Origin of the sequence: Psychrobacter sp. LFX-11D, assembly GCF_904846475.1 — a bacterium.
Lineage (GTDB): Bacteria > Pseudomonadota > Gammaproteobacteria > Pseudomonadales > Moraxellaceae > Psychrobacter > Psychrobacter cryohalolentis.
Genome location: NZ_CAJHAV010000003.1, coordinates 1 through 21,479 on the forward strand (window position 1 = coordinate 1; position 21,479 = coordinate 21,479).

Here is a 21,479-nt window from a genome sequence, read left to right on the forward strand (position 1 = left end):
TAATAAAAATTTATGAATATAATTTCATGTCTCAAATTTAATACTAGCTATAAAGCTTGCGACATAAGCCTTACAGAGATAGATACAATGAATATTCGACATTTTTATGACAGAATAAAAAATCTATATAAAATTTATAAAGTTAAAAAATACAGAAAGCAGAGTGTGATAAGAATTTTATGAGCTAGAGACGAATTGAGCCTTGAGAATGGCTGTCAGTAAAATAATATCATCAGGATAAGTCAGTTTGATGTTTTGACGGCTGCCTGTTACCAATCGAATTGGCAGTTGTAAATGCTCAAAAGCACTGGCTTCGTCAGTAATAGCCAGATTATGCTCAGTGACATAGTTCAAGACTTGTTGCAATTGTCCAAGCCTAAATACTTGCGGTGTTTGTGCCTGCCACATATAGCTGCGATCAATGGTTTTTTGAGCATAAGTATGAAGCGTGTCATAACCGCTTTGACGATTAGCAATCTCCGGCTGAGTATTCAGTTGCTGAAGAGATAGTGGAGTTTCATATGCTGGCGTTGATAGTGTGTTAGATGCTATATAAGACTGTTTTAGGGTATCAGCAACCGGTGTCGCTAAAATAGCACCATAAGGCTCTAGCATCGCTGCTTGAATGACGGCATCAATATCATGCGTTGGCACTGCAGGACGAGCTGCATCATGGATCACAACCAAATCCGACTCATCTGCGCCCGCATTAATCATTGCCTCGACTCCTGCCTGCACCGATTGCCAACGTTCAGTACCGCCAATAGCATAATAGATAGGAAGCGCAAAGCTCAGTGTCTGGGCAGTTCTATCATCTTGAGCCACAACCAATAGACATTGATCAATATAATTACTCTCAGCCAGACGTGCCACACTATGCTGTAATAAGGTTTGACCTTGCAGTAAGGTATATTGTTTAGCAATAGACGCGCCAAAGCGACTACCGCGTCCAGCAGCAACGATCATGGCATGGATATTAGGAGTGGTATTCATAAGGCAGTACTCATGGGTTGATTCCATGAAAATAGGATAAGAGAAAAATGGGAATTAAGAGGTATAAAAATGAAAAAAAACTATTATTATCAATAATAGCTCATTGCAACGACTTTAGAATCAATACCGACTGTACGTCAAAATCAATAACGACTATGAATCAATAACGACTATGAGTAGTAGGCGCGGTTGATACTTGTACAAAAGTCTCATTTGGCTTAATCAAACCCAAATCCAAACGAGCATGCTCCTCTACCGCTTCGAGACCAGTCTTTAGATCATTAACATCGGTACGCAGTAAGTTATTTGCTGAGACTTGGTTGTCATTTAAGCGCTGCTGCTCATCCACTTCAGTCAGAAGCTTATTGTGCTCGACGCGACCATTTTCACCTAGCCAATACTGATATTGCAGTCCTGACAGCACGGCAACGGCTAACGCAAGTAGTATAAATTGGCTAAAGTATTTCATAATATAATAACGCCAAACGATATAAAGAGAATATAAACTTGCTGAGCGATATATTTATATATCGCCCAGCGTAAGCGACAATTTTGGCTTATTAACCACGTAATCCGATAAACTCTTCGCGACCACGATAGCTTGCACGTACTTGCTGCTCAATACGTAGTAGTTGATTGTATTTTGCAACGCGATCTGAGCGGCATAATGAGCCAGTTTTTATTTGACCAGCCGCAGTACCTACCGCTAAATCAGCAATGGTGCTGTCTTCCGTTTCGCCTGAACGATGCGAAATAACCGTCGCATAACCGTTTTTCTTCGCCAGATAAATCGCATCTAGCGTTTCTGATAAGGTGCCGATTTGATTAAACTTAATCAAAATCGCATTGGCAATTTTCTTATCAATCCCTTCTTGCAAGATAGCAGGGTTGGTGACAAACAAATCATCACCGACCAACTGTACCTTATCACCGATTTGCTCAGTTAGGTATTTCCAGCCATCCCAATCTGACTCATCAAGACCATCTTCGATAGAGATAATAGGATATTGACGCGCAAGACCCACTAAATAATCTGAGAACCCTTGGCTATCAAAAGATTTGTTGCCCTCGCCTGCCAAGACGTATTTGCCATTTTTATAGAACTCAGTAGCAGCACAATCTAAAGCTAAGTGAATATCTTTACCAGCTGTGTAGCCTACTTGCTCAATGGCTTGCATGATAACGGTAATAGCTTCTTCGTTGCTGCGAAGATTTGGCGCAAAGCCGCCTTCATCACCAACAGCAGTATTCAAGCCTTGCGACTTTAAAACAGACTTTAAGCTATGAAAGATTTCAGTACCAGCACGTAATGCTTCTGAGAAGCTGCTAAAACCAACCGGCTCAATCATAAACTCTTGAATATCGACGGTATTGTCCGCGTGCTCGCCACCATTAATGATATTCATCATCGGTACAGGCATCGTCAGCGACGTCTGGTTGCGCAGATCAGCGATATACTGATGTAATGGCAGACTCTGTGACTTAGCAGCCGCTTTAGCAACCGCAAGTGAAACCGCAAGTATGGCATTGGCACCAAGATTGTCTTTGTTTTCTGTACCGTCTAGCGCAATCATTGCATCATCAATGGCTTGCTGAGCAGTAACATCTTTGTCCATCAAAGCACTGCGGATTTGGCTATTGACGTTAGCTACCGCCTTTTTGACACCTTTACCCATATAGCGGCTTTGATCGCCATCACGTAGCTCAAGCGCCTCACGTGAGCCAGTCGATGCGCCGCTTGGAGCAGCAGCACGGCCAATAGTGCCATCAGCTAAAATCACATCAGCTTCAATCGTTGGGTTACCACGCGAGTCTAAAATCTCACGAGCGCGAATGTCTTTAATTGCGGTGACGTTGTTGGTTTCTTCAGCGTACATAATGTCTGTTAATTCCTTTGGTCATGCCAAGTTTATGAGATAAATAACGGCAACTAGAATACAAAAAAGATAAAGCAGAATATCGTATAGTAATGCGCAAAAAAAGCTTTAGTGATTAATACAATCGGCTCATTTTAAACGTAATCAAAGGTTTATTTCATCCCTTAACCATTAGCTATAGTGCTTGGTATCATAGCATAAATTTTGCCAAACTTCCCTTATCTTAAAGCAACAGACGGTCATAAAATCGCTAATCAATAGTTAAATGAGCCGCTATCAATTTATCTCAGTACCTATGATATCAAACGTCATATAACTCTTACGCTTTTGTTAGACGATCTGCTTTAGTGTGGGAGTCTGATACGGTATTATTGAGCTCAACCTTTGTCTTAAAACGCGTTAAACGCAGCGCATTCATCAACACTGAAATCGAGCTAAGTGCCATAGCAGCAGCGGCAATCATAGGATTCAAAAAGCCAAAAGCAGCGAGCGGAATACCAAGGCAATTATAGATAAAGGCAAAAAACAAATTTTGTTTGATATTACGCAGCGTGGCATTCGCAATTTTTTGCGCTGCGTCGATATGCATCAGCGACTCACCCATCAAGCGCGCAGAGGCACTATGTTGGGCGACATCCGTGCCTTCAAACATGGCAAAGCTGGCATCAGCAGTTGCCATCGCTGGTGCATCATTGACCCCATCTCCTGCCATAGCGACTTTATGACCCGCTGTTTGCAGTAGAGCAATTTGGCTGGCCTTATCACGTGGACTCATCTTGCCATACGCTTTTTCGATCCCAAGCTGTCCGGCAACGTGATCGACGACGGATTGTTTATCACCGCTCATCAAAATGACATTAATACCCGCATCTTGTAGCGCAGTAATCGCTTGCGGCGTATCTGATTTTAAGTCATCTGCTAATGCAAATGCGCCTAGTGCTTCATCGTTAATACTAATCGCAACAGTACTGGCAATTTGCCATACCTTTGGCATCAGTTTAGGCAATACAAGATTGGCAAACTCTGCTGTGCCAACCTTTACCACACCTAAGCTTTCAATATTTGCCTGTATACCTGCGCCTTTGATAACGCTGATATCAGACACATCGAATAAGGATAAACCACGTGCTGTCGCTGCATTGACCAAAGCAGTTGCAAGCGGATGACTGGCATGTACTTCAATACTTGCGGCAATCTGTAGTACATCATCAACCGCTATTGATTTATCAACCATAACTTCATCGACGATGGTCGGTTTGCCAATGGTTAAGGTACCCGTCTTATCGAGCACTACTGTATCGATATTGCCTGCCGCTTCTAGGCTTTGCGCATCTTTAAACCAAACACCGTGACGCGCAGCCACGCCCATACCTGCCATGATTGCGGCTGGTGTCGCCAAACCAAGCGCACATGGACAAGCAATGACCAATACAGATACTGCGTGCATCAAAGCCGTATCGAGCATACCGGTTAGCCACCACGTCACACCAAAGGTAACCAGTGCAATTACTACCACAACGGGCACAAAGACCGCAGTGACTCTATCAGCAAGGCGTGCCAAATTGGCTTTTGAGCCTTGGGCATCGCTGAGGGCTTGTACCATATCACCAAGTTTAGTATCGCTACCCTTGGCATTGACGCGATATAACAAGCTACCGTTTTCGACCAAGGCACCCGCTAATAATCCATCGCCTACTTCTTTCTTAAGCGGTACTGACTCACCGGTTAAATGACTTTCGACACACCAGCCAGCACCATCGATGACCGTCCCATCGGTTGCAACGCGGCTACCTTGTTTGGCACGCAAGATATCACCTACTTGTACCTCTTTGAGAGCGATATTTTTAAACTCACCATTTGGCTGCTGTTGCTCAACTTCGTCTGGTGTCAGCGATAATAGTAAATCAATACTATTCAGACTGTGCTTTTTAGTGCGCTCTTCAAGATATTTACCGGTGCGCACAAAAGCAATGACCATCACGCCTGCTTCAAAATATACCGCAGGACTGCCACTCGCACCATGACCACCAGTATGCCCACTTTGCAACAGACTATTTAAGCTACCATCACCATGGGTCAGCCACAGATACGTTGAATATGCCCAAATGGTTACCGTACCGATGACGACCAGTACGTCCATATTGGCAAGACCGCCTCTAATAGACGCCCAAGCACTTTTATAAAACGGCAATGCAAATCCAAACTGTACAATGGTCGCTAATATGAATTGCATCCAAATCGGCGGCATCCATGCCATACCCTGCCCAAAGAGCATGCCAGCCATACCAACTAAAAACGGCACCAAACAGACCCATAGTCCAATCAAACGCCATGGATACTGAGTGCTCGCATCGTCATCTTTTTGAGCAAACAAGCTATCAGCCGCCTGTAAATTGGCGACAAAACCCGTTTTGTTGACCCATTCCGTCACCTGCTCTGCCGTCGTCTGTGTCGGATCATAATCCACATTGGCGGTCTCGCCTGCGAAGTTCACGCTGACCTCATAGACTGATGGCTTTTTATTCAAAACCTTTTCAATCCGTGATGCACAGGCCTGACACGTCATACCCTCTATCGCCAGCTGCAAGTGCGCACGCTGCGGCGTAAGCGGGGTATTAGACTGAATATCAGTCTCAACATCGTAAGAATTATGCGTATTGGTACGGGTAGAATCATTCATAAATAAAACTCGTTATGGCGTTTATAAATTTGTATGAGCTATAAAAATCTATCAGTGGAGGAATAAAAATCCAAATCAAACAAGCAGTACATTCTAAAGATTAATATCATATTGTTTTTCAGAGCATCTAAATAGTAGTCATCTTAGTGTATCAACCTATATATTAAATGGTCATGATTAGCGCCAATTCAACTATTTCAGCCGACCAATTATTTCAGATTAAAAGGACATGTTGCAGAAATAAGAGATCTGAGAACACTACTCCGATAGCCATAGTTTTTCACCATTAAAAAACCAGCCACAATAGCTGGTTTGTTTATAACAAAGCATAAAATTAAGCGTTGGTAACAGTGGCATCAAAGCCTGCGTCATCAATAGCAGCAGCAATCGTCTCTGCACTGGTTTTGCTATCATCAAAGGTGACTGTCGCTTGATTGTCTGCAAGCTCGATACTGATGTCATCTAAACCATCAATATCAGCGGTGGCGTTATGGACACTTGCCACACAGCCACCACAAGTCATGCCATCAATTTTAATAATACGGGTTTGGTTTGCCATGAGAGGCTCCTTATTGTTATCTGTGAATAAATGGTTTGTATACTTTAATGGTATAAGACTTTATTAAAATAGCCAAGACCAGCATAAGAGCTATTGGCGTTGACCACAAGTCAGTTTGGTTATACTTTTATAAATCTAATCATGATAACGTGGATTTTGCGGGGCATCGATAGGAAATGGTTGAGTGACATAATCGACCATACTAATCGCAGCAGTAAAGGCATGGATACTGGTTTTGGTATCATCATAACGCACCAACGCCATACGACTGTTAGCATCTAACTCAATAGCCGTGACGCCCGTTATATTCTTCAAAGCGGTCATGACGCTATCTAAACCTTCTGAATCACTGATGTTTTCAATGCTTACTTGTGCCACTTTAATCGCCACTGTCTTATCCTCACATTACTTATGATATTAATGAGTATCCAAGGTCTCAAAGCCTTTGACCAAGTCATCAAGCTGTTTAAGCTGGCGTAAGAACGGCTCTAATTGGCTCATACGTAGCGCACACGGACCATCACATTTTGCCACTTCTGGATTTGGATGCGCCTCTAAAAACAATCCTGCAATCCCTGTTGCCATGCCAGCACGTGCCAGCGTGGTGATCTGCTCACGGCGACCACCTGCACTATCACTACGGCCGCCTGGCTGCTGCAAACTATGCGTCACATCAAAGAACACTGGTATCTCCATCTGCTTCATGGTATCAAAACCCAGCATATCAACCACTAGGTTATTATAACCAAAGGCACTACCGCGCTCACACAGTATCAGCTTGTCATTGCCGCCCTCAAGACATTTATTGACGATATGACGCATCTCATGCGGCGCTAAAAACTGGGCTTTTTTGATATTAATAATCGCATCCGTCTTCGCCATCGCATGCACCAAATCTGTTTGACGCGATAAAAACGCAGGCAACTGGATAATATCAGCTACTTCAGCGACTGGTGCCGCTTGATAAGGTTCGTGGACATCCGTAATAATCGGTACTTGGAATTTTTCTTTGATTTGCCCAAGCCAATCGATACCTTTCTCTAGCCCCGGACCACGATACGAGGTCAGACTTGAGCGATTGGCCTTATCAAAACTGGCTTTAAACACGTAGCCGATACCCAAACGCTGGCAAATATCGACATACTGCTCAGCAATCTCAAATGCCATCTCTTTAGACTCTAAAACATTCATGCCACCGAATAAGACAAACGGCTGATCATTACCGATACTGATGTTTTTATTATCAGGTGTATTAAGTTGAATATGCGACTGCGCGGTTAGTAGGTTTTCCATTGAGTAGGTATCCTCTTTATTGTTATCTCTTATTGTAACCGATAGGTCAATTAAAAAAAGGCTATAAGCGTAATTAGCCGTAAACCATTAGAAAAATCAGCATGCAAACCACTGCCAAAAAATCAGCCAAAAAAAAGACCAATCCGAAGATCAGTCTTTTTATATCAAAAGCACTTATAACTTAACCATTATTTCGCTTCACTATAATTCTTCGCCGCTTTTACAAAGCTATTGAACAATGGATGACCACCGCGTGGCGAGCTGGTAAATTCTGGATGGAACTGTACCGCAACAAACCATGGATGATCAGCAAGTTCAACTGACTCAACTAGGTGCTGCTTAGCAGAATAACCTGATACCGTCATTCCTGCTTGCTCTAATGGCTCAATATAACGATTGTTCATCTCATAACGATGGCGATGACGCTCAGTGATATTGGTAGAGCCATAGATTTGGGCAAGCTTACTACCAGCAACCAGTTCCGCTTGCTGTGCACCTAAACGCATGGTGCCACCGAGGTCTGAATCATCGCTACGAATCTGCAATTCGCCGCGCTCATCCAACCACTCGGTAATCAAACCGATGATAGGTTCAGCCGCCGTACGATGGAACTCAGAAGAATTGGCATCGATATGCAGCACATTACGCGCATATTCAATCACAGCCAATTGCATACCAAGACAGATGCCCAGATAAGGTACGTTATTTTCGCGCGCGTAAGTAATGGCTTTCATTTTGCCATTGGTACCGCGCTCACCAAAACCGCCCGGTACTAAAATAGCATCGGCATCGTTTAGACGAGCAAATAAAGCATCATCGGTTTCTAACAGCTCAGCATCGATATAGTCAATTTTGACATCTGACTGATGCACGATACCGGCATGTAGCAACGCTTCGTTGATCGACTTATAAGCGTCTGGTAACTCGACATATTTGCCGACCATCGCAACCGTCACTACCGCTTGAGGGTTGAGCTGGGCTTCGACCACTTTGTCCCAATCGCTCAAATCCGCTTCAGGGACGTCAAGACCAAAACGCTCACAGATGAGATCGTCAAGATCTTGCTCATGTAGGGTGCGCGGGATTTGATAGATGCTTTGGGCATCTTCACACATGATGACTGCGCGCTCTTCGACATTGGTAAACAGCGCAATCTTGCGGCGGTTGTCTTGCGAGATATGGTGGTCAGAGCGGCAGATCAAGATATCTGGCTGCAGACCGATAGAACGTAACTCTTTTACCGAATGCTGGGTAGGTTTGGTTTTGGTTTCACCTGCACTAGCGATATAAGGCACCAGCGTTAGATGCATGAGCATAGCGCGATTGCGTCCAAGCTCTACTTGCATTTGGCGTACCGCTTCCATAAAAGGAAGTGACTCGATATCACCGACCGTACCGCCAATCTCGATAATGGCGATATCATAGCCTTCGCCACTGGCAAGAATTTTACTTTTGATTTCATCAGTGATATGCGGAATCACCTGTACCGTACCACCCAAATATTCACCGCGGCGCTCTTTATTCAAAACGTTTTGATAGATACGACCACTGGTGAAGTTGTTGCTCTTACTCATCTTAGAGTGGCGTAAGAAGCGCTCATAATAGCCCAAGTCCAAATCGGTCTCAGCGCCATCTTCGGTGACGAACACTTCGCCATGCTGGAACGGACTCATCGTACCTGGATCGACGTTGATATACGGATCCATTTTGGTCATCGTCACGCTCACGCCACGTGCTTCAAGGACTGCGGCAAGAGAGGCTGCGGTAATACCTTTTCCTAGTGAGGACACTACCCCACCGGTCACAAATATAAACTTGGTCATAGTACTCTGTCGGTAATTGGTAAAGAAGGATTTTACTAAAAATACGCTACAAAATATAGGGCAAAAGCACAAACTCTTTAAAACACTCAGTTTTTAACGCTTAATTGTCATAAGTGCGTAATCATCGTAAATACGTAGCTATTATAACCCACTGCGGCTTTAAAAAGGTCACAACAAAAAAACTCACCCCGAAGGATGAGTTTTTTATAATACGTTTTCTAATGTTTAGATTAGAATTTGTATTCAATACCCGTACCTACAATCAAGTCATCTTTGTTATTGTCACGGCTGATTTGCCCTGCATAAATATGACCCGTGGTCGCTTTATTGAATGCATATTCTCCACCAACTGCGATTTCATTTACATCAGCATCTTTTACGCCTTTTTCGTCAGTGGTATTAACATACTGTGCTTTAACTGCCCAAGGTGTTGCACCAACTTTATATTTACCACTAATTAGCCAAGATTTTTCATCTTCACTGGCTTTGTTAACGCGGTTGTTGTTAACGATGCTATAATTATCGTAGTATTGGCTTTGTTGGTATAGAGCACCTAAAGTTAAGCCCGAAACCATATTCATTTTGCCCATATCTAAACCAGCAACCAAACGCCACGTATTATCAATCACGCCAGTATTTACATTGTTAGCACCCATGTCTTTGTCATAAGCACCGGCTAGATAAACACCATTTTTGTCATAGGCTAATAAAGCAGAATAACCGTTATCTTTTACTTTTCTATCACGATAGACTGCAGGCTTCGTATCAGATGCTGCGGAAACGAGAATATCACCGTCGGCATCAGTTTCTGATAATGCGGTAGCTGCCATAAAACTCACTGGCATACCGACAATAACAGGTGATTGATAGGCCACCATATTGTTAGCACGGTATTCACCTGAAACACCCGCATTTTTAATATCAAATAAGCTATCATTAAACACGTCAACTTTGTTTTGTGCAAGTTTCAATGGGGTATCATGGCGTCCCGCTAGTACAGTACCTAAAGTGTTGTGGGCTAAGCCTACATAAGTATTACGTGATCTAAACTGTTGGCTATCGTCATCAACATCAATACCATATTCCAATTGATAGACTAATTTAGTGGTATCAGTTAAATCGTCGTCACCTTTAAAACCGATACGTGATTGATTAGAGTTAAGTTTAAATGTATCTTCATCTGTCTTGTTAGCTGCATCGTAGTCTGTACTAACATAATCTAAGGTTAAAAATGCTTTACCATATACAGTTGGAGCAGCATGGGCAGCAGAAACTGAAAGTGCAGCGACGGCTGTGGCTAAAAGTAATTTTTTCAAAGGATATCTCCACTTTACGATTTGAGTGATAAATGGTCTAAGATCATTAGATATATAATGGCAAGGTCCTATACCTTCGAAACCATATATATAGCGAGCCATAAGAACTGCTTAGACATAACTTTACCAAGCAAATATTACAGTAAGATGAAAAAACCAAAGTTTACACAAATGTTATTATTAATTTTACGGATTCTGTTATTTAAGACACGCTGTTGTTCAAGACACAGTATTGATTACAAAACAAAAAAACCCACCCCGAAGGATGAGTTTTTTATTTAGATTCTAATGGTTAGATTAGAATAAGTACTCTAGACCACCACCGATAGCGAGTACATCAATATCACCACGTAAGTCGATTTCATTAACATTGCCGTCTTCGTCTCTCGAACCAAAACGACCATTGTTTAATTCCGCTGAATTTAGACCAGCATAGGCATGAGCGATCATATTATTTTTAAACGCATATTTGCCACCTACAACGACTTGATTTGAGTCATTATTCTCAAGACCACTGATATTGTCGGTTTTGTCATACTGAATATAAACAGAGGCTGGACGGGCAAAATTCGAAAGACCCATTTCAGCACTCACCACTAAACCGTCCTCTGTTGCAGTAGTAGTACCGGCATAGTCAGCTTCTTGATATAGAACGCCTAACTTTACAGGAGCTGCGATATATTTACCTAAATCGACGCTAGCACTGCCACGGATAATATCACCACTAACACTCATGTCTTGCTCATAAGCAATACCAGCGGTAATGCCTGTACCTGGATCAAACATCAATGAGGCACCATAGCCTGCGTCACGATCACTCTCAGATATAAAGTCTTCATCAGCACCATACATCAGCGCAAGCGCTAATGGTAGGTCATTGTATTTAGGCGCTTTCCAAACGATTGAATTATTGATACGGTTACCAACGGTCGGGGTCAAAATATTAGCAAAGCTGTCGTTGTTGTTCAGAGTACTAGAGCCAAGATTATCCCAATAACCTTCATTAACTGATACGTTATTGATATAGTCAATGACTGTGTAGTTACGACCAAAGCGGAATTCACCGAAGTCTTTATTTTTTAAACCTAAATAAGTATCACGACTTTTGAAGCCAATGTTATCGCTACCACTATCATCAACTTTAACGCCGTACTCTAATTGGTAAATTACGTCAGTGTTGGCCGTTATCGCTTCAGAGCCTCTGAAGCCTAAACGTGAAATATTAGAATTAACTTGTAATGAACCGTTGTCTTCATTAATTCTGTTATTATTATCCATATTCTGACCATCAATTTCAGCATTAACGTAATCAGTAGTAACGAATACTTTACCATAAACGGTAGGTGCTGCCTGTGCTGCAGAAACAGATAGAGCAGCAACGGCTGTAGCTAAAAGTAGTTTTTTCATGGGGGTATCTCCACTTTACAATTTTAGTAATGAGCAAGCTATTATTAGCTGGCGCCCATATTGGTATCGTCACAAATCCTCAAAGATATAATGTGTAACTGGCTACCGAGATTAGTCAGAAACAAGTGTGGCGAATTTCTATTACAGTAAGATAAAAAACCATGACTCACATGACTGGGATTAAACAACGTAACTGCCATGTAAACTTAAGTCTTATGCGTCCTACTGCGTAACATCCGTTACCAAACTCATACTTCGAGTATAAGCATAACAACTTTGACATAATTTGCAACATATTTTTAAGTCTTTGATGACGAAAAATCCTTAAACCCATATTTAATCTAAGGTTTAATGATTATTTAGATAAAAACAAAAAAATACCCCTACTTGCCATTGGCAAATAGGGGTAACTTTTATAAATAAAGTAGAAATACATTGCTTTAAATATGCTTGAGTAATACTAAGTATTGAAGGACTACTTAACCATGGATAAGTAGCCCTAAAATGGCTTTTATAAATAAGGAATTAGCAATGCGTATTGGCTTTTAAGTCTAAACGCGCTTGATGCAATAATGGCTCAGTGTAACCACTTGGCTGCTCACGACCTTTAAAGACCAAATCGCAGGCAGCTTTAAAGGCGTAAGAATTATCGAAGTTATTGGCCATTGGCTGATAGCCATTATCGCCCGCATTTTGCTCATCGACGACTTTTGCCATGCGCTTCATGGTATCCATGACTTGCTCTTCGCTTACCACGCCGTGATGCAACCAGTTAGCGATATGCTGACTTGAGATACGCAAGGTTGCACGGTCTTCCATTAGACCTACATCATTGATATCTGGTACTTTAGAACAGCCAACGCCTTGGTTTACCCAGCGTACGACATAACCTAGGATACCTTGAGCGTTATTATCAAGCTCTTGCTGCTTTTCTTCTTCTGTCCAGTTGCTATCTTTAGCCAATGGAATGGTCAAGATATCATCTAAGCTGGCACGCTCACGGGATTTTAAGCTGTCTTGCACGTCGGCAACATTGACCTCATGGTAATGCATGCTGTGCAAAGTAGCGCCCGTTGGTGATGGTACCCAAGCTGTGCTAGCGCCTGCTTGTGGATGGGTGATTTTGCTTTCCATCATCTCTTTCATCTCGTCAGGCTTCGCCCACATGCCTTTACCAATCTGCGCGTGACCTTGTAAGCCTACTTCAAGACCGATATCGACGTTCCATTGCTCATAAGCAGGCAGCCACGTTTGCGACTTCATATCGCCTTTGCGAACAAATGGACCTGCATTCATACTGGTGTGCATCTCATCACCTGTGCGATCTAAGAAGCCAGTATTGATGAAAATAACACGCTCTTTTGCTTGGCGAATGGCTTCTTTTAAGTTGACCGTCATACGGCGTTCTTCATCCATAATTCCGATCTTTATCGTATAACGCTCTAAGCCCAGTAGGTCTTCTGAGGCGTTAAACAAGTCATTCGCCATCTTCACTTCATCAGGACCATGCATTTTTGGTTTAACAATATACATTGAACCTTTACGTGAGTTTGATAGCTCGGTTTTACCTTTTAAATCATTCAATGATAATAAAGGCGTAATCAAACCATCCATTAAACCTTCGAAAACTTCTTCTTGACCATTGCCTAAATCTACCAAAATCGATGGATTTTGCATGAGATGTCCGACGTTACGTAGCAATAAAAGCGAGCGACCTGGCAAGGTCAGCGTATCACCCTCTGGCGTAGTATATTCGCGATCAGGATTCTGTTTACGCGTACGGGTCTTGCCGCCTTTCTCAAAGGTTTCTTGCAAATCGCCATTCATCAAGCCAAACCAATTGCGATACGCTTCAACCTTCTCTTCTGCATCAACAGCAGCGATGGAATCTTCACAATCTTGTATCGCAGTCAGCGCCGACTCTAATAACACGTCTTTGATATGTGCAGGATCATCTTTGCCGATTGGATGATTGCCATCAATTTGAATCTCAGCATGCAAGTTATTGTTCTTTAATAACACAGCGCTAGGACTATCAGCGTCGCCTACAAAACCTGCAAACTGTCCAGCATCTTTTAGTTGCGCGCTGCTATCGCCTTGCGCAATTTCAAGCTTACCATCAACGACTCTAAAACCTGTTACATCGCTATAAGAGTCTGATGCTAAGGCAAAGTTTTCATCTAGGAATTTTTTGGCATAAGCGACGACGGCTGCGCCACGTGTTGGATTGTAGCCACCTTTTGCTTCTTGACCATTTTCATCACTGATAACATTGGTGCCATATAAAGCATCATATAAGCTGCCCCAACGCGCATTATTGGCGTTCAACGCATAGCGGGCATTACGTACTGGTACTACCAGCTGCGGTCCTGCAATACGGGCAATCTCATCATCGACGTTTTCTGTGCTGACACTGAACGCTTCGCCTTCTGGCAACAGGTAGCCAATTTCTTGTAAAAATGCTTTGTACGCTGGATAATCAATATCGCCATTTTTGGTAGGATGTTGCAGGTGCCATTGGTCAATCTGTCCTTGAATCTTAGCACGCGTTGCAAGCAGTGCTTTATTACGTGGCGTAAACTCTTTGATGACCTTTTCGAAACCTGACCAGTAACCGTCTGAATCAATACCGACTTTCGGCAGCACTTCATTTTCGATAAAATCGAACAGCTGCTGATCAATGGCAAGAATGCCTTTTTGAACGCGATTGGCATTAGAAGACTGGCTCATACTGTTATCCTTATCTGTTTGTTAGATTTGTTGATACTGGGCTGCTCAAACATACCTCGTCCATGTACACAGTCATGCAAAAGGGCGCATAAAGCAGGGTTGTAAAGTAATAAATAAGCTACAAGCCAAGTAAATTTACTGCTGCGTTACATCGGCTGTCATTATTTGAGCGGTGTTTAACGTTGTATTATCTAGATAGGTTTTACATAAAGATAGGCTATAAACCTTAGATTTTGAGACGCGATTGATAGTTGATATACTATTGGCTACCTGCTATCAGCTGACAAGCAATAGTAAGACAAAATACGTTAAAAGCAAAATATTATCCTACTACCAAATAAGGCAATAAACAAGGAAACTCCATTTAGTAACTAAATGCTTGTGCTGTAGATAAATGATAGTCTATATACCATATGCGTTAGCAACGATTATCTTACTATCCTATCCTCCTGAGTTACTCATAAGTATAAACTGTAAGTAATCATTACGATATTAATTTATGCGTAACAGTTATCTATCATATCAAAGTAGTCTGAAGAGTTTAAATACATATAGCGCGTATATATCTACTTTTTTTCATTATTTTATTCATCCACTCGTCGATAAAGTCTAAGCCAACCATGACCATAAACCAAGAAAATACATCCATACCTAAAACCACTTCTAACTTACAATCTGAGCCTTCAACTACAGTAGGGAGTCAATCTGCAATAGATTCTGAAGATAGCAGTAGTAATGATAGCGTTGATATCATTTCTATCACCCAACTCAGCATGCCACTAAAGGTAGATTTATCGCCTATTTTTGATTTCTTGGGCGCACGAACCTCACAAGCTTGGGTCAACGCCGCTGTTAATAACTTACCGCTGATTATTCAAGACCATGCCAATTGTGAAAAAAAGGCCGCCGGTACCGCGATGAATCTCATCTTTCGCTATGAGTTCTCTTATGATTTACAGCGTAAATTGGCACAATTGATACGTGAGGAAATGCTGCACTATGAGCAAGTGCTTGGCATTATGAATGAGCGCGGGCAAGCATGGAAATATCTAAGTGCTGGACGCTATGCCAAAGGCATGCTAAAACACAAGCGCACTTATGAACCCGCTGCAATGGTAGACGTGCTGATTATTGGTGCATTTATCGAGGCACGTTCTTGTGAGCGTTTTGCGGCACTTTCTGAGGTTATCAATGATGAGCGTTTGGCAAAATACTATCGTTATTTATTAAAATCAGAAAGCCGTCATTTTGAGGATTATTTGGCACTGGCGCAGTCATTGTCTGATGACAGTATCGATGAGCGTGTGGCATTCTTTAAAGAAGTAGAAGCAGAGCTGATATCAACTCCAGATACTGAGCTGCGCTTTCATAGCGGCGACCCTATTGCTCTCTAATTTATTAAATCTATATTGAGTTCAATATAAAAGAATTACGCTCAGAATAGCATTATGCTGGGATAAATTTCTCTCGCTTGCTGTGCGCTTCGCACTCCAGAGGCTTCGTAAAATTTATCCCAGCAGTACGGTGTACTTTTTAAATTGAATCGACTATGTTATCGATAAAACAAAAGAAGGTGTTGCAAGCGACGTATCGTACATCATTACTTGCAGCACCTTTTTCAAGTTATCGAATTGTCTAAATGTTTTAAAAATCTTTTTCATCCGGATTTAACACACGGGTTTGAGCATTATCAATATTTGCATAGCGATTTAAATCGTTTATGCCTTCGCTCTTAGCCCCTTGATCAATAGTGGTATGTTCATTGATACCATCATCAAAAGCATTGCCCTCTTGATCGCGGCGGTCTGGCTGACGGGCAGCATTATCGCCATCATTGACATGTTCTGAGCCTACCACACTTTCTTGGAACGTATCTGTTCCTTTATTAATAGTGGTATGATTTTCAATACTATCATCGGTAGACATCACGTTATGACTATTATGATGAATGTCTTCATGTGTATGGTCACCATGCTCGATATCATCGCTCGCATATCTAGTGCCAATGACTGTTTCTTGAAATGTCTCGGTGCTTTTTTCTGTACTATCATGAGCTGCGCTGGTGTCGACCGTGCGCGCAGGCATATTGTCGATATGACCATCGTTACTGTTGAGAGGCGTTTTAGTTAATGCCGGATCTTTCGTTTCCATCGTAATATCCTTATTTTTAATTTATCTTTCTTGTTATTTCTTCATTACCAGACATCTGACAATGATCATTTATATGAGAGTTAAGAGAGTCACGACGATGAAAAACTATTCATTGCCTTTTTGCGATAAATCATAGGCGTTTAGATCGCCAACATTTTTTCCACCTGGAGGCAGATTTTCTTCTTTGCGTGGGTCAGCGTATATCTCATCCGTCTCCTGCGACTCCTGCTGAGGTCCATCAATTTCGGGTTCATGCTTACGACCTTCATAACTGTCCGATGGATTATCTGGATGCAGCTTCGCTGGATCGTTGACGGATACGGGCTTTTCATTATTTGGGTGCATGTTGTTAGTTTGAATATTGTCTGACTGACTATCATGTGACATGGCATTTCCCTCACTTTATTAGTATGGAGTTCAATAATTTTTTGCTAACTATCTGTCTGTACGCAAATCATCGTTGATAAAAGAGGTTTGCTCTTCTTCTGTTAATGATTCTGGTGCATCAACTGGCTTGCCATTTTCTAAATTTCTCTCAATCTGCTGGCTGTCTGCTTGCTCAGCGGCTTTTTTGATATCTGAGCTATTATTATCTGAGCTATTATTGTTGGTGTGACTCATGGTGAAATCCTGTTTTCTTATTGAGATACGTTATAAGAGTGAATTTTTATATCTATCTAATTATAAGAATAAATTTGATACGCTCTCCAGTGTACTGCCGTATAAATATGTGAATAAGTGTGAGCTTACCAGACAGTTTGTAACTAGAAAGTAGAATTGGTAGGCAAAAAAAACCAAGCACAGAGTAATCCCTATGCTTGGCTGTTATATTTGTTGAAAAAAGTGGATAACATTAAAAATACTAAATGAGATTAATCAACTTAATAACCGCTAATAAACAAGACAGTTATACCGGCTCGCCAACACGATTAATCACCTTTAATAAATGCTCTTGAGCAATGTGAGGCGCTTCATCCGCTGCTGGCTTGGTTCGTTGCCAGTTACCGTCACCGCTAAGTGTCCACGCTTGCTTATTGTCTTGGAGGTAACTCAACAGTCCATCTTGATAAATTTGCTTAGACAATTTTTTATCTTCAATCGGAAACGCTACCTCTACACGGTGGAACAAATTACGATCCATCCAATCGGCGCTGCCACAGTACAAGCGCTCATCACCATCATTATAGAAGTAATAGATGCGAGTATGCTCCAAAAAACGACCGATAACAGAACGTACGGTGATATTCTCAGACAGACCTTTCACTTGCGGACGCAGACAGCATATGGAGCGCAAAATCAGTTCAATTTTGACCCCTGCTTGTGACGCATCATATAGTTTATCAATCAAACGACGTTCGGTTAAGGCGTTTACTTTAACAATAATATGAGCGCGCTTGCCCGCCTTGGCATGAGTAATCTCATCATCGATAAAGCTCATCAATTTATCATGCAAGGTAAATGGTGCATGCAATAGCTTTTTGAGATTAGCAGGTTTACCCATGCCGGTCAGCTCTTGGAATATCTTGTGGACATCTTCTGAGATATCAGGATCCGCGCTGAATAATCCATAATCGGTATAGACTTTAGCATTTGCTGCGTGATAATTACCCGTGCCTAAGTGCACATAACGGCGCATTTTCCCCTCTTCGCGGCGCACGATGAGCATGAGTTTAGCGTGGGTTTTGTAGCCAACAATACCGTAGACCACTACTGCCCCTGCCTCTTGCAGATAGTTGGCAACAGCAATATTAGACGCTTCATCAAAACGCGCGCGTAACTCAATGACTGCTGTCACCTCTTTACCATTACGTGCTGCTGCGGCTAGCGCTTTGACAATTTCTGAATTGGTGCCTGAACGATAAAGCGTTTGCTTAATCGCTAATACTTTTGGATCACTGGCAGCTTGCCAAAGTAAATTAATAATCGGCGAAAACGCATGGAACGGATGATGCGCCAATACATCGCCTTTACGCATGGCAGCAAACATACTGGTTGCTTTATCAAGCTTGTCGACTTCGCGGCGAAATGGTTTTGGTATCACATGCGTAAAGGGCTGATAACGCAAGGCTGGAATATTGAAGTCGAAAAGCAGCCGCGTTAAGTTGACAGGTCCATTGACGCGGTATAATTGGTTGTCATGCAGCTCAAACTCATTAAGCAAATAATCACTAATTGGCGTTGGGCATTCAGTAGTGACTTCAAGGCGCACTTTATCACCAAAGCGGCGGTTTTCAAGCTCACCTTCTAAGGCTTTGGCAATGTCATCAACATCATCTGCCAAGTCCAAATCCGCATTACGCGTTAGCCTAAATTGATGACAGCCGGTGACATTCATACCAGGGAATAGCTCACCGATATGCTCATGAATAATCGCTGATAGCATCACATGGTGCTCTTTGCCACCAGTCAATTCATCAGGCAGACGAATCACGCGCGGCAAGCTACGCGGCGCGGGTACGATAGCCAAATTGATATCGCGACCAAAGGCGTCTTTGCCCTCTAAAGTCGCAATAAAATTCAAGCTTTTATTCACCAAGCGCGGGAATGGATGGGCAGGATCAATACTAATAGGTGTCAATACTGGCGATACTTGCTCAGTAAAATAGCGCTTCATCCATGCGGATTGCTCGCTATTCAACTCATCGCGCTTTAAATAACGAATATCCTCAAGTGCCAGAGCCGGCAAGATATCTTCATTTAAAATACGGTATTGCTCAGCGATGGCATCATGAGTCACCGCTGATATTTCATTAAGAATTTCACTAGGACGCATACCATGTACACTGGTCGACACATCTCCCAGATTGAGCTTTTGCATGATACCAGCAACGCGAATCTCAAAAAACTCATCGATATTGGATGAAAAAATCATTAAAAAGAATAAACGCTCAAGCAAAGGATGGTGGGGATCTGCCGCTTGTGCTAAGACCCGCAGATGAAACTGCAATAAAGACAAGTCACGATTGATATAGCTGCTGGGTGAATAATTGCCATCTTCTGAGCGTTGCCAATCAATCTCGGTTAAAACTTGGTTGCCATACGGATTAATAAGGCTTTCATCGGTAGGAGGATTACTGGTATTAATGGCACCGTCTACTTTATCTGTGTCACTCTCTCTATTGACATCATTATTCGCATCAATATATGTCTCAATAACATCAGCGGTCTTATCACTATTACTGTGCTTATTATCCATCTCTACCACGCTCCACTCCTATGACTGTTATCAAACTGCTATCATTTTTATATCAATCTTATCCTATCAGCATTTTTATACTATACTTTTTAAGTATTATTCTATTGTTACCGTTAATTCTAGCTACATTTAGGCAGACTGTGGCAATACAGCATTTTTCATACGTTTTTTGATGATACGTTGTTTATTACGCAGGCGTTTATCGCTTTGATGACTTTCATAGTATTTTGGATTGGTTAGCATGGCAATCAATAAGGCTGACTGATCACGATTGAGATTAGCAGCTGATTTATCAAAATAATACTGCGCTGCCGCTTCAACACCATAAATACCATTGCCAAACTCTGCTACATTCAAATACGCGGTCAAAATTCGTTGCTTATCCCACAATGTCTCAATCATTATGGTGAGAACAGCCTCTTCAGCTTTACGCGTATAAGAGCGATGCGAAGTCAAAAACAGATTTTTAGCCAATTGCTGAGTGATGGTTGAGCCGCCTGCCGACATCTTGCCAGTCGCTTCATTCTTTTTCTGTGCCGCCTTAATGCCTTTCATATCAAAGCCGTTATGCTGGCTAAACGTCGAATCCTCACTAACAATCGCCGCTTGCTTCGCAGATTTGGCAATCGCGTCATATTCAACCCAAGTTTGGCTAACATCACCGCCCGTAATACGATGGGTGAGCATAAACATGCTGTTATTAATCGGCTGCGTTTTCCAAATTAATAACAGCCCTGCAACCAACACATGGAATGCGACGACCAACACCATCAATGCCAATAAGAGTCGTTTGATAAATTTGCCAAAACTTGTCATGCGTGTTGTCCAAGTGATTAAAAAGATAGTTAGAGGAAGTAAGGAGCGCTTAGCCTAGCAATATAGGTCAGCAATTATAAATAGCAGCTCATCTTACCTAATCTCACAATCGCTGTCATTATTTACCCCACTTCTTTATCATGTCATATGAGTACACGTAAAAAATCAGCAAAAATGAACGTTGGATTTGTAATCTTTGCCTTTAGGATTAATATAAGAGAGTAGCTATGTACGAGAATAATAATATAAGCACATTGCGTGCTCATATGATTAAAGAAAAACCTGAGCTTGGTTCTCCTGAAAATATAACCAAATGGTGGCTACTCGGCACCTCAGGTTGTCATTTATGTGATATTGCTGAACAGCTGATAACACAGCTACAAGTGGTGCAACGCGTTACTTACGAGCCTGTCGATATTGCCGATTTCTCTGAGCCGCTTATGATGGCTTTTGCGACGACTATTCCCGTCGTCTTGACACCGACAAAACGCTTAGATTATCCATTTTCAGTACTGGATTTACAGCGTTTATTGTAGCCCTGCCAGCCCCTGCTCGCTTATTCAACACAGCCGCAAACAAGCTTAATTCCTACTAATTCAAAACATTACATATCATTTTATTCAGTTTTAGCTAATATA

At 42.0% G+C, this 21,479-nt stretch carries 18 protein-coding genes; 2 read left to right on the forward strand and 16 right to left on the reverse strand.

Features of this window, described 5'->3' with window-relative positions:
• Nucleotides 1-177 precede the first annotated feature (177 nt).
• The 11 genes from JMX75_RS02970 to JMX75_RS03020 form a co-directional block, all read right to left on the reverse strand.
• Nucleotides 178-1,020: an IspD/TarI family cytidylyltransferase gene (locus tag JMX75_RS02970; protein ID WP_181209810.1), complete on the reverse strand. Its 843-nt coding sequence runs from the start codon at nt 1,018-1,020 to the stop codon at nt 178-180.
• 133 nt (nt 1,021-1,153) lie between these two features.
• Nucleotides 1,154-1,462 carry an FtsB family cell division protein gene (locus JMX75_RS02975; protein ID WP_020444053.1) on the reverse strand — a complete coding sequence of 103 codons (309 nt, stop codon included), beginning with the start codon at nt 1,460-1,462 and terminating at the stop codon, nt 1,154-1,156.
• Nucleotides 1,463-1,553: 91 nt separating this feature from the next.
• Entirely contained in the window at nt 1,554-2,870 is a 1,317-nt protein-coding gene (gene eno, locus JMX75_RS02980; protein WP_181209809.1) for a phosphopyruvate hydratase, read from the reverse strand.
• 319 nt (nt 2,871-3,189) lie between these two features.
• Entirely contained in the window at nt 3,190-5,550 is a 2,361-nt protein-coding gene (locus JMX75_RS02985) for a heavy metal translocating P-type ATPase (RefSeq protein WP_201530914.1), read from the reverse strand.
• Nucleotides 5,551-5,884: 334 nt separating this feature from the next.
• On the reverse strand, nt 5,885-6,109 hold the full coding sequence (locus tag JMX75_RS02990; RefSeq protein WP_020444055.1) for a heavy-metal-associated domain-containing protein: 225 nt from the start codon (nt 6,107-6,109) through the stop codon (nt 5,885-5,887).
• Between the two features lie 135 nt (nt 6,110-6,244).
• A complete protein-coding gene (locus JMX75_RS02995; RefSeq protein ID WP_149409214.1) occupies nt 6,245-6,499 on the reverse strand; it encodes a hypothetical protein in 255 nt (84 codons plus the stop codon).
• Nucleotides 6,500-6,526: 27 nt separating this feature from the next.
• Nucleotides 6,527-7,402: a 3-deoxy-8-phosphooctulonate synthase gene (gene kdsA, locus JMX75_RS03000; RefSeq protein ID WP_011514194.1), complete on the reverse strand. Its 876-nt coding sequence runs from the start codon at nt 7,400-7,402 to the stop codon at nt 6,527-6,529.
• 188 nt (nt 7,403-7,590) lie between these two features.
• Complete coding sequence (locus tag JMX75_RS03005; protein ID WP_201530916.1) at nt 7,591-9,225, reverse strand: CTP synthase; 1,635 nt, start codon at nt 9,223-9,225, stop codon at nt 7,591-7,593.
• 230 nt (nt 9,226-9,455) lie between these two features.
• Nucleotides 9,456-10,541 carry a porin gene (locus JMX75_RS03010; protein ID WP_201530918.1) on the reverse strand — a complete coding sequence of 362 codons (1,086 nt, stop codon included), beginning with the start codon at nt 10,539-10,541 and terminating at the stop codon, nt 9,456-9,458.
• A 297-nt stretch (nt 10,542-10,838) separates the two neighbouring features.
• Nucleotides 10,839-11,948: a porin gene (locus JMX75_RS03015; protein WP_201530920.1), complete on the reverse strand. Its 1,110-nt coding sequence runs from the start codon at nt 11,946-11,948 to the stop codon at nt 10,839-10,841.
• Nucleotides 11,949-12,473: 525 nt separating this feature from the next.
• The gene (locus JMX75_RS03020) at nt 12,474-14,678 is read right to left on the reverse strand and encodes a malate synthase G (RefSeq protein ID WP_201530922.1); all 2,205 of its coding nucleotides are present in this window, start codon (nt 14,676-14,678) and stop codon (nt 12,474-12,476) included.
• 773 nt (nt 14,679-15,451) lie between these two features.
• On the opposite strand from JMX75_RS03020, the gene JMX75_RS03025 reads away from it, so the two are divergent.
• Nucleotides 15,452-16,072, forward strand: a complete 621-nt coding sequence (locus JMX75_RS03025) for a tRNA-(ms[2]io[6]A)-hydroxylase (RefSeq protein ID WP_227673138.1) — start codon at nt 15,452-15,454, stop codon at nt 16,070-16,072.
• A 250-nt stretch (nt 16,073-16,322) separates the two neighbouring features.
• Here the strand turns inward: JMX75_RS03025 and JMX75_RS03030 are convergent, their stop codons facing one another.
• The 5 genes from JMX75_RS03030 to mtgA form a co-directional block, all read right to left on the reverse strand.
• Nucleotides 16,323-16,829: a hypothetical protein gene (locus JMX75_RS03030; RefSeq protein ID WP_201530926.1), complete on the reverse strand. Its 507-nt coding sequence runs from the start codon at nt 16,827-16,829 to the stop codon at nt 16,323-16,325.
• A gap of 105 nt (nt 16,830-16,934) precedes the next feature.
• Nucleotides 16,935-17,216: a hypothetical protein gene (locus tag JMX75_RS03035; RefSeq protein WP_011514201.1), complete on the reverse strand. Its 282-nt coding sequence runs from the start codon at nt 17,214-17,216 to the stop codon at nt 16,935-16,937.
• A 48-nt stretch (nt 17,217-17,264) separates the two neighbouring features.
• Nucleotides 17,265-17,450: a hypothetical protein gene (locus JMX75_RS03040; protein WP_201530928.1), complete on the reverse strand. Its 186-nt coding sequence runs from the start codon at nt 17,448-17,450 to the stop codon at nt 17,265-17,267.
• A 286-nt stretch (nt 17,451-17,736) separates the two neighbouring features.
• Nucleotides 17,737-20,025, reverse strand: a complete 2,289-nt coding sequence (gene ppk1 / locus JMX75_RS03045) for a polyphosphate kinase 1 (RefSeq protein ID WP_227673139.1) — start codon at nt 20,023-20,025, stop codon at nt 17,737-17,739.
• 129 nt (nt 20,026-20,154) lie between these two features.
• Entirely contained in the window at nt 20,155-20,841 is a 687-nt protein-coding gene (gene mtgA, locus JMX75_RS03050; protein ID WP_201530930.1) for a monofunctional biosynthetic peptidoglycan transglycosylase, read from the reverse strand.
• A gap of 227 nt (nt 20,842-21,068) precedes the next feature.
• Here mtgA and JMX75_RS03055 point away from each other — a divergent pair, with 227 nt between their 5' ends.
• On the forward strand, nt 21,069-21,377 hold the full coding sequence (locus JMX75_RS03055) for a glutaredoxin family protein (protein ID WP_201530932.1): 309 nt from the start codon (nt 21,069-21,071) through the stop codon (nt 21,375-21,377).
• The last annotated feature ends 102 nt before the right edge of the window (nt 21,378-21,479 follow it).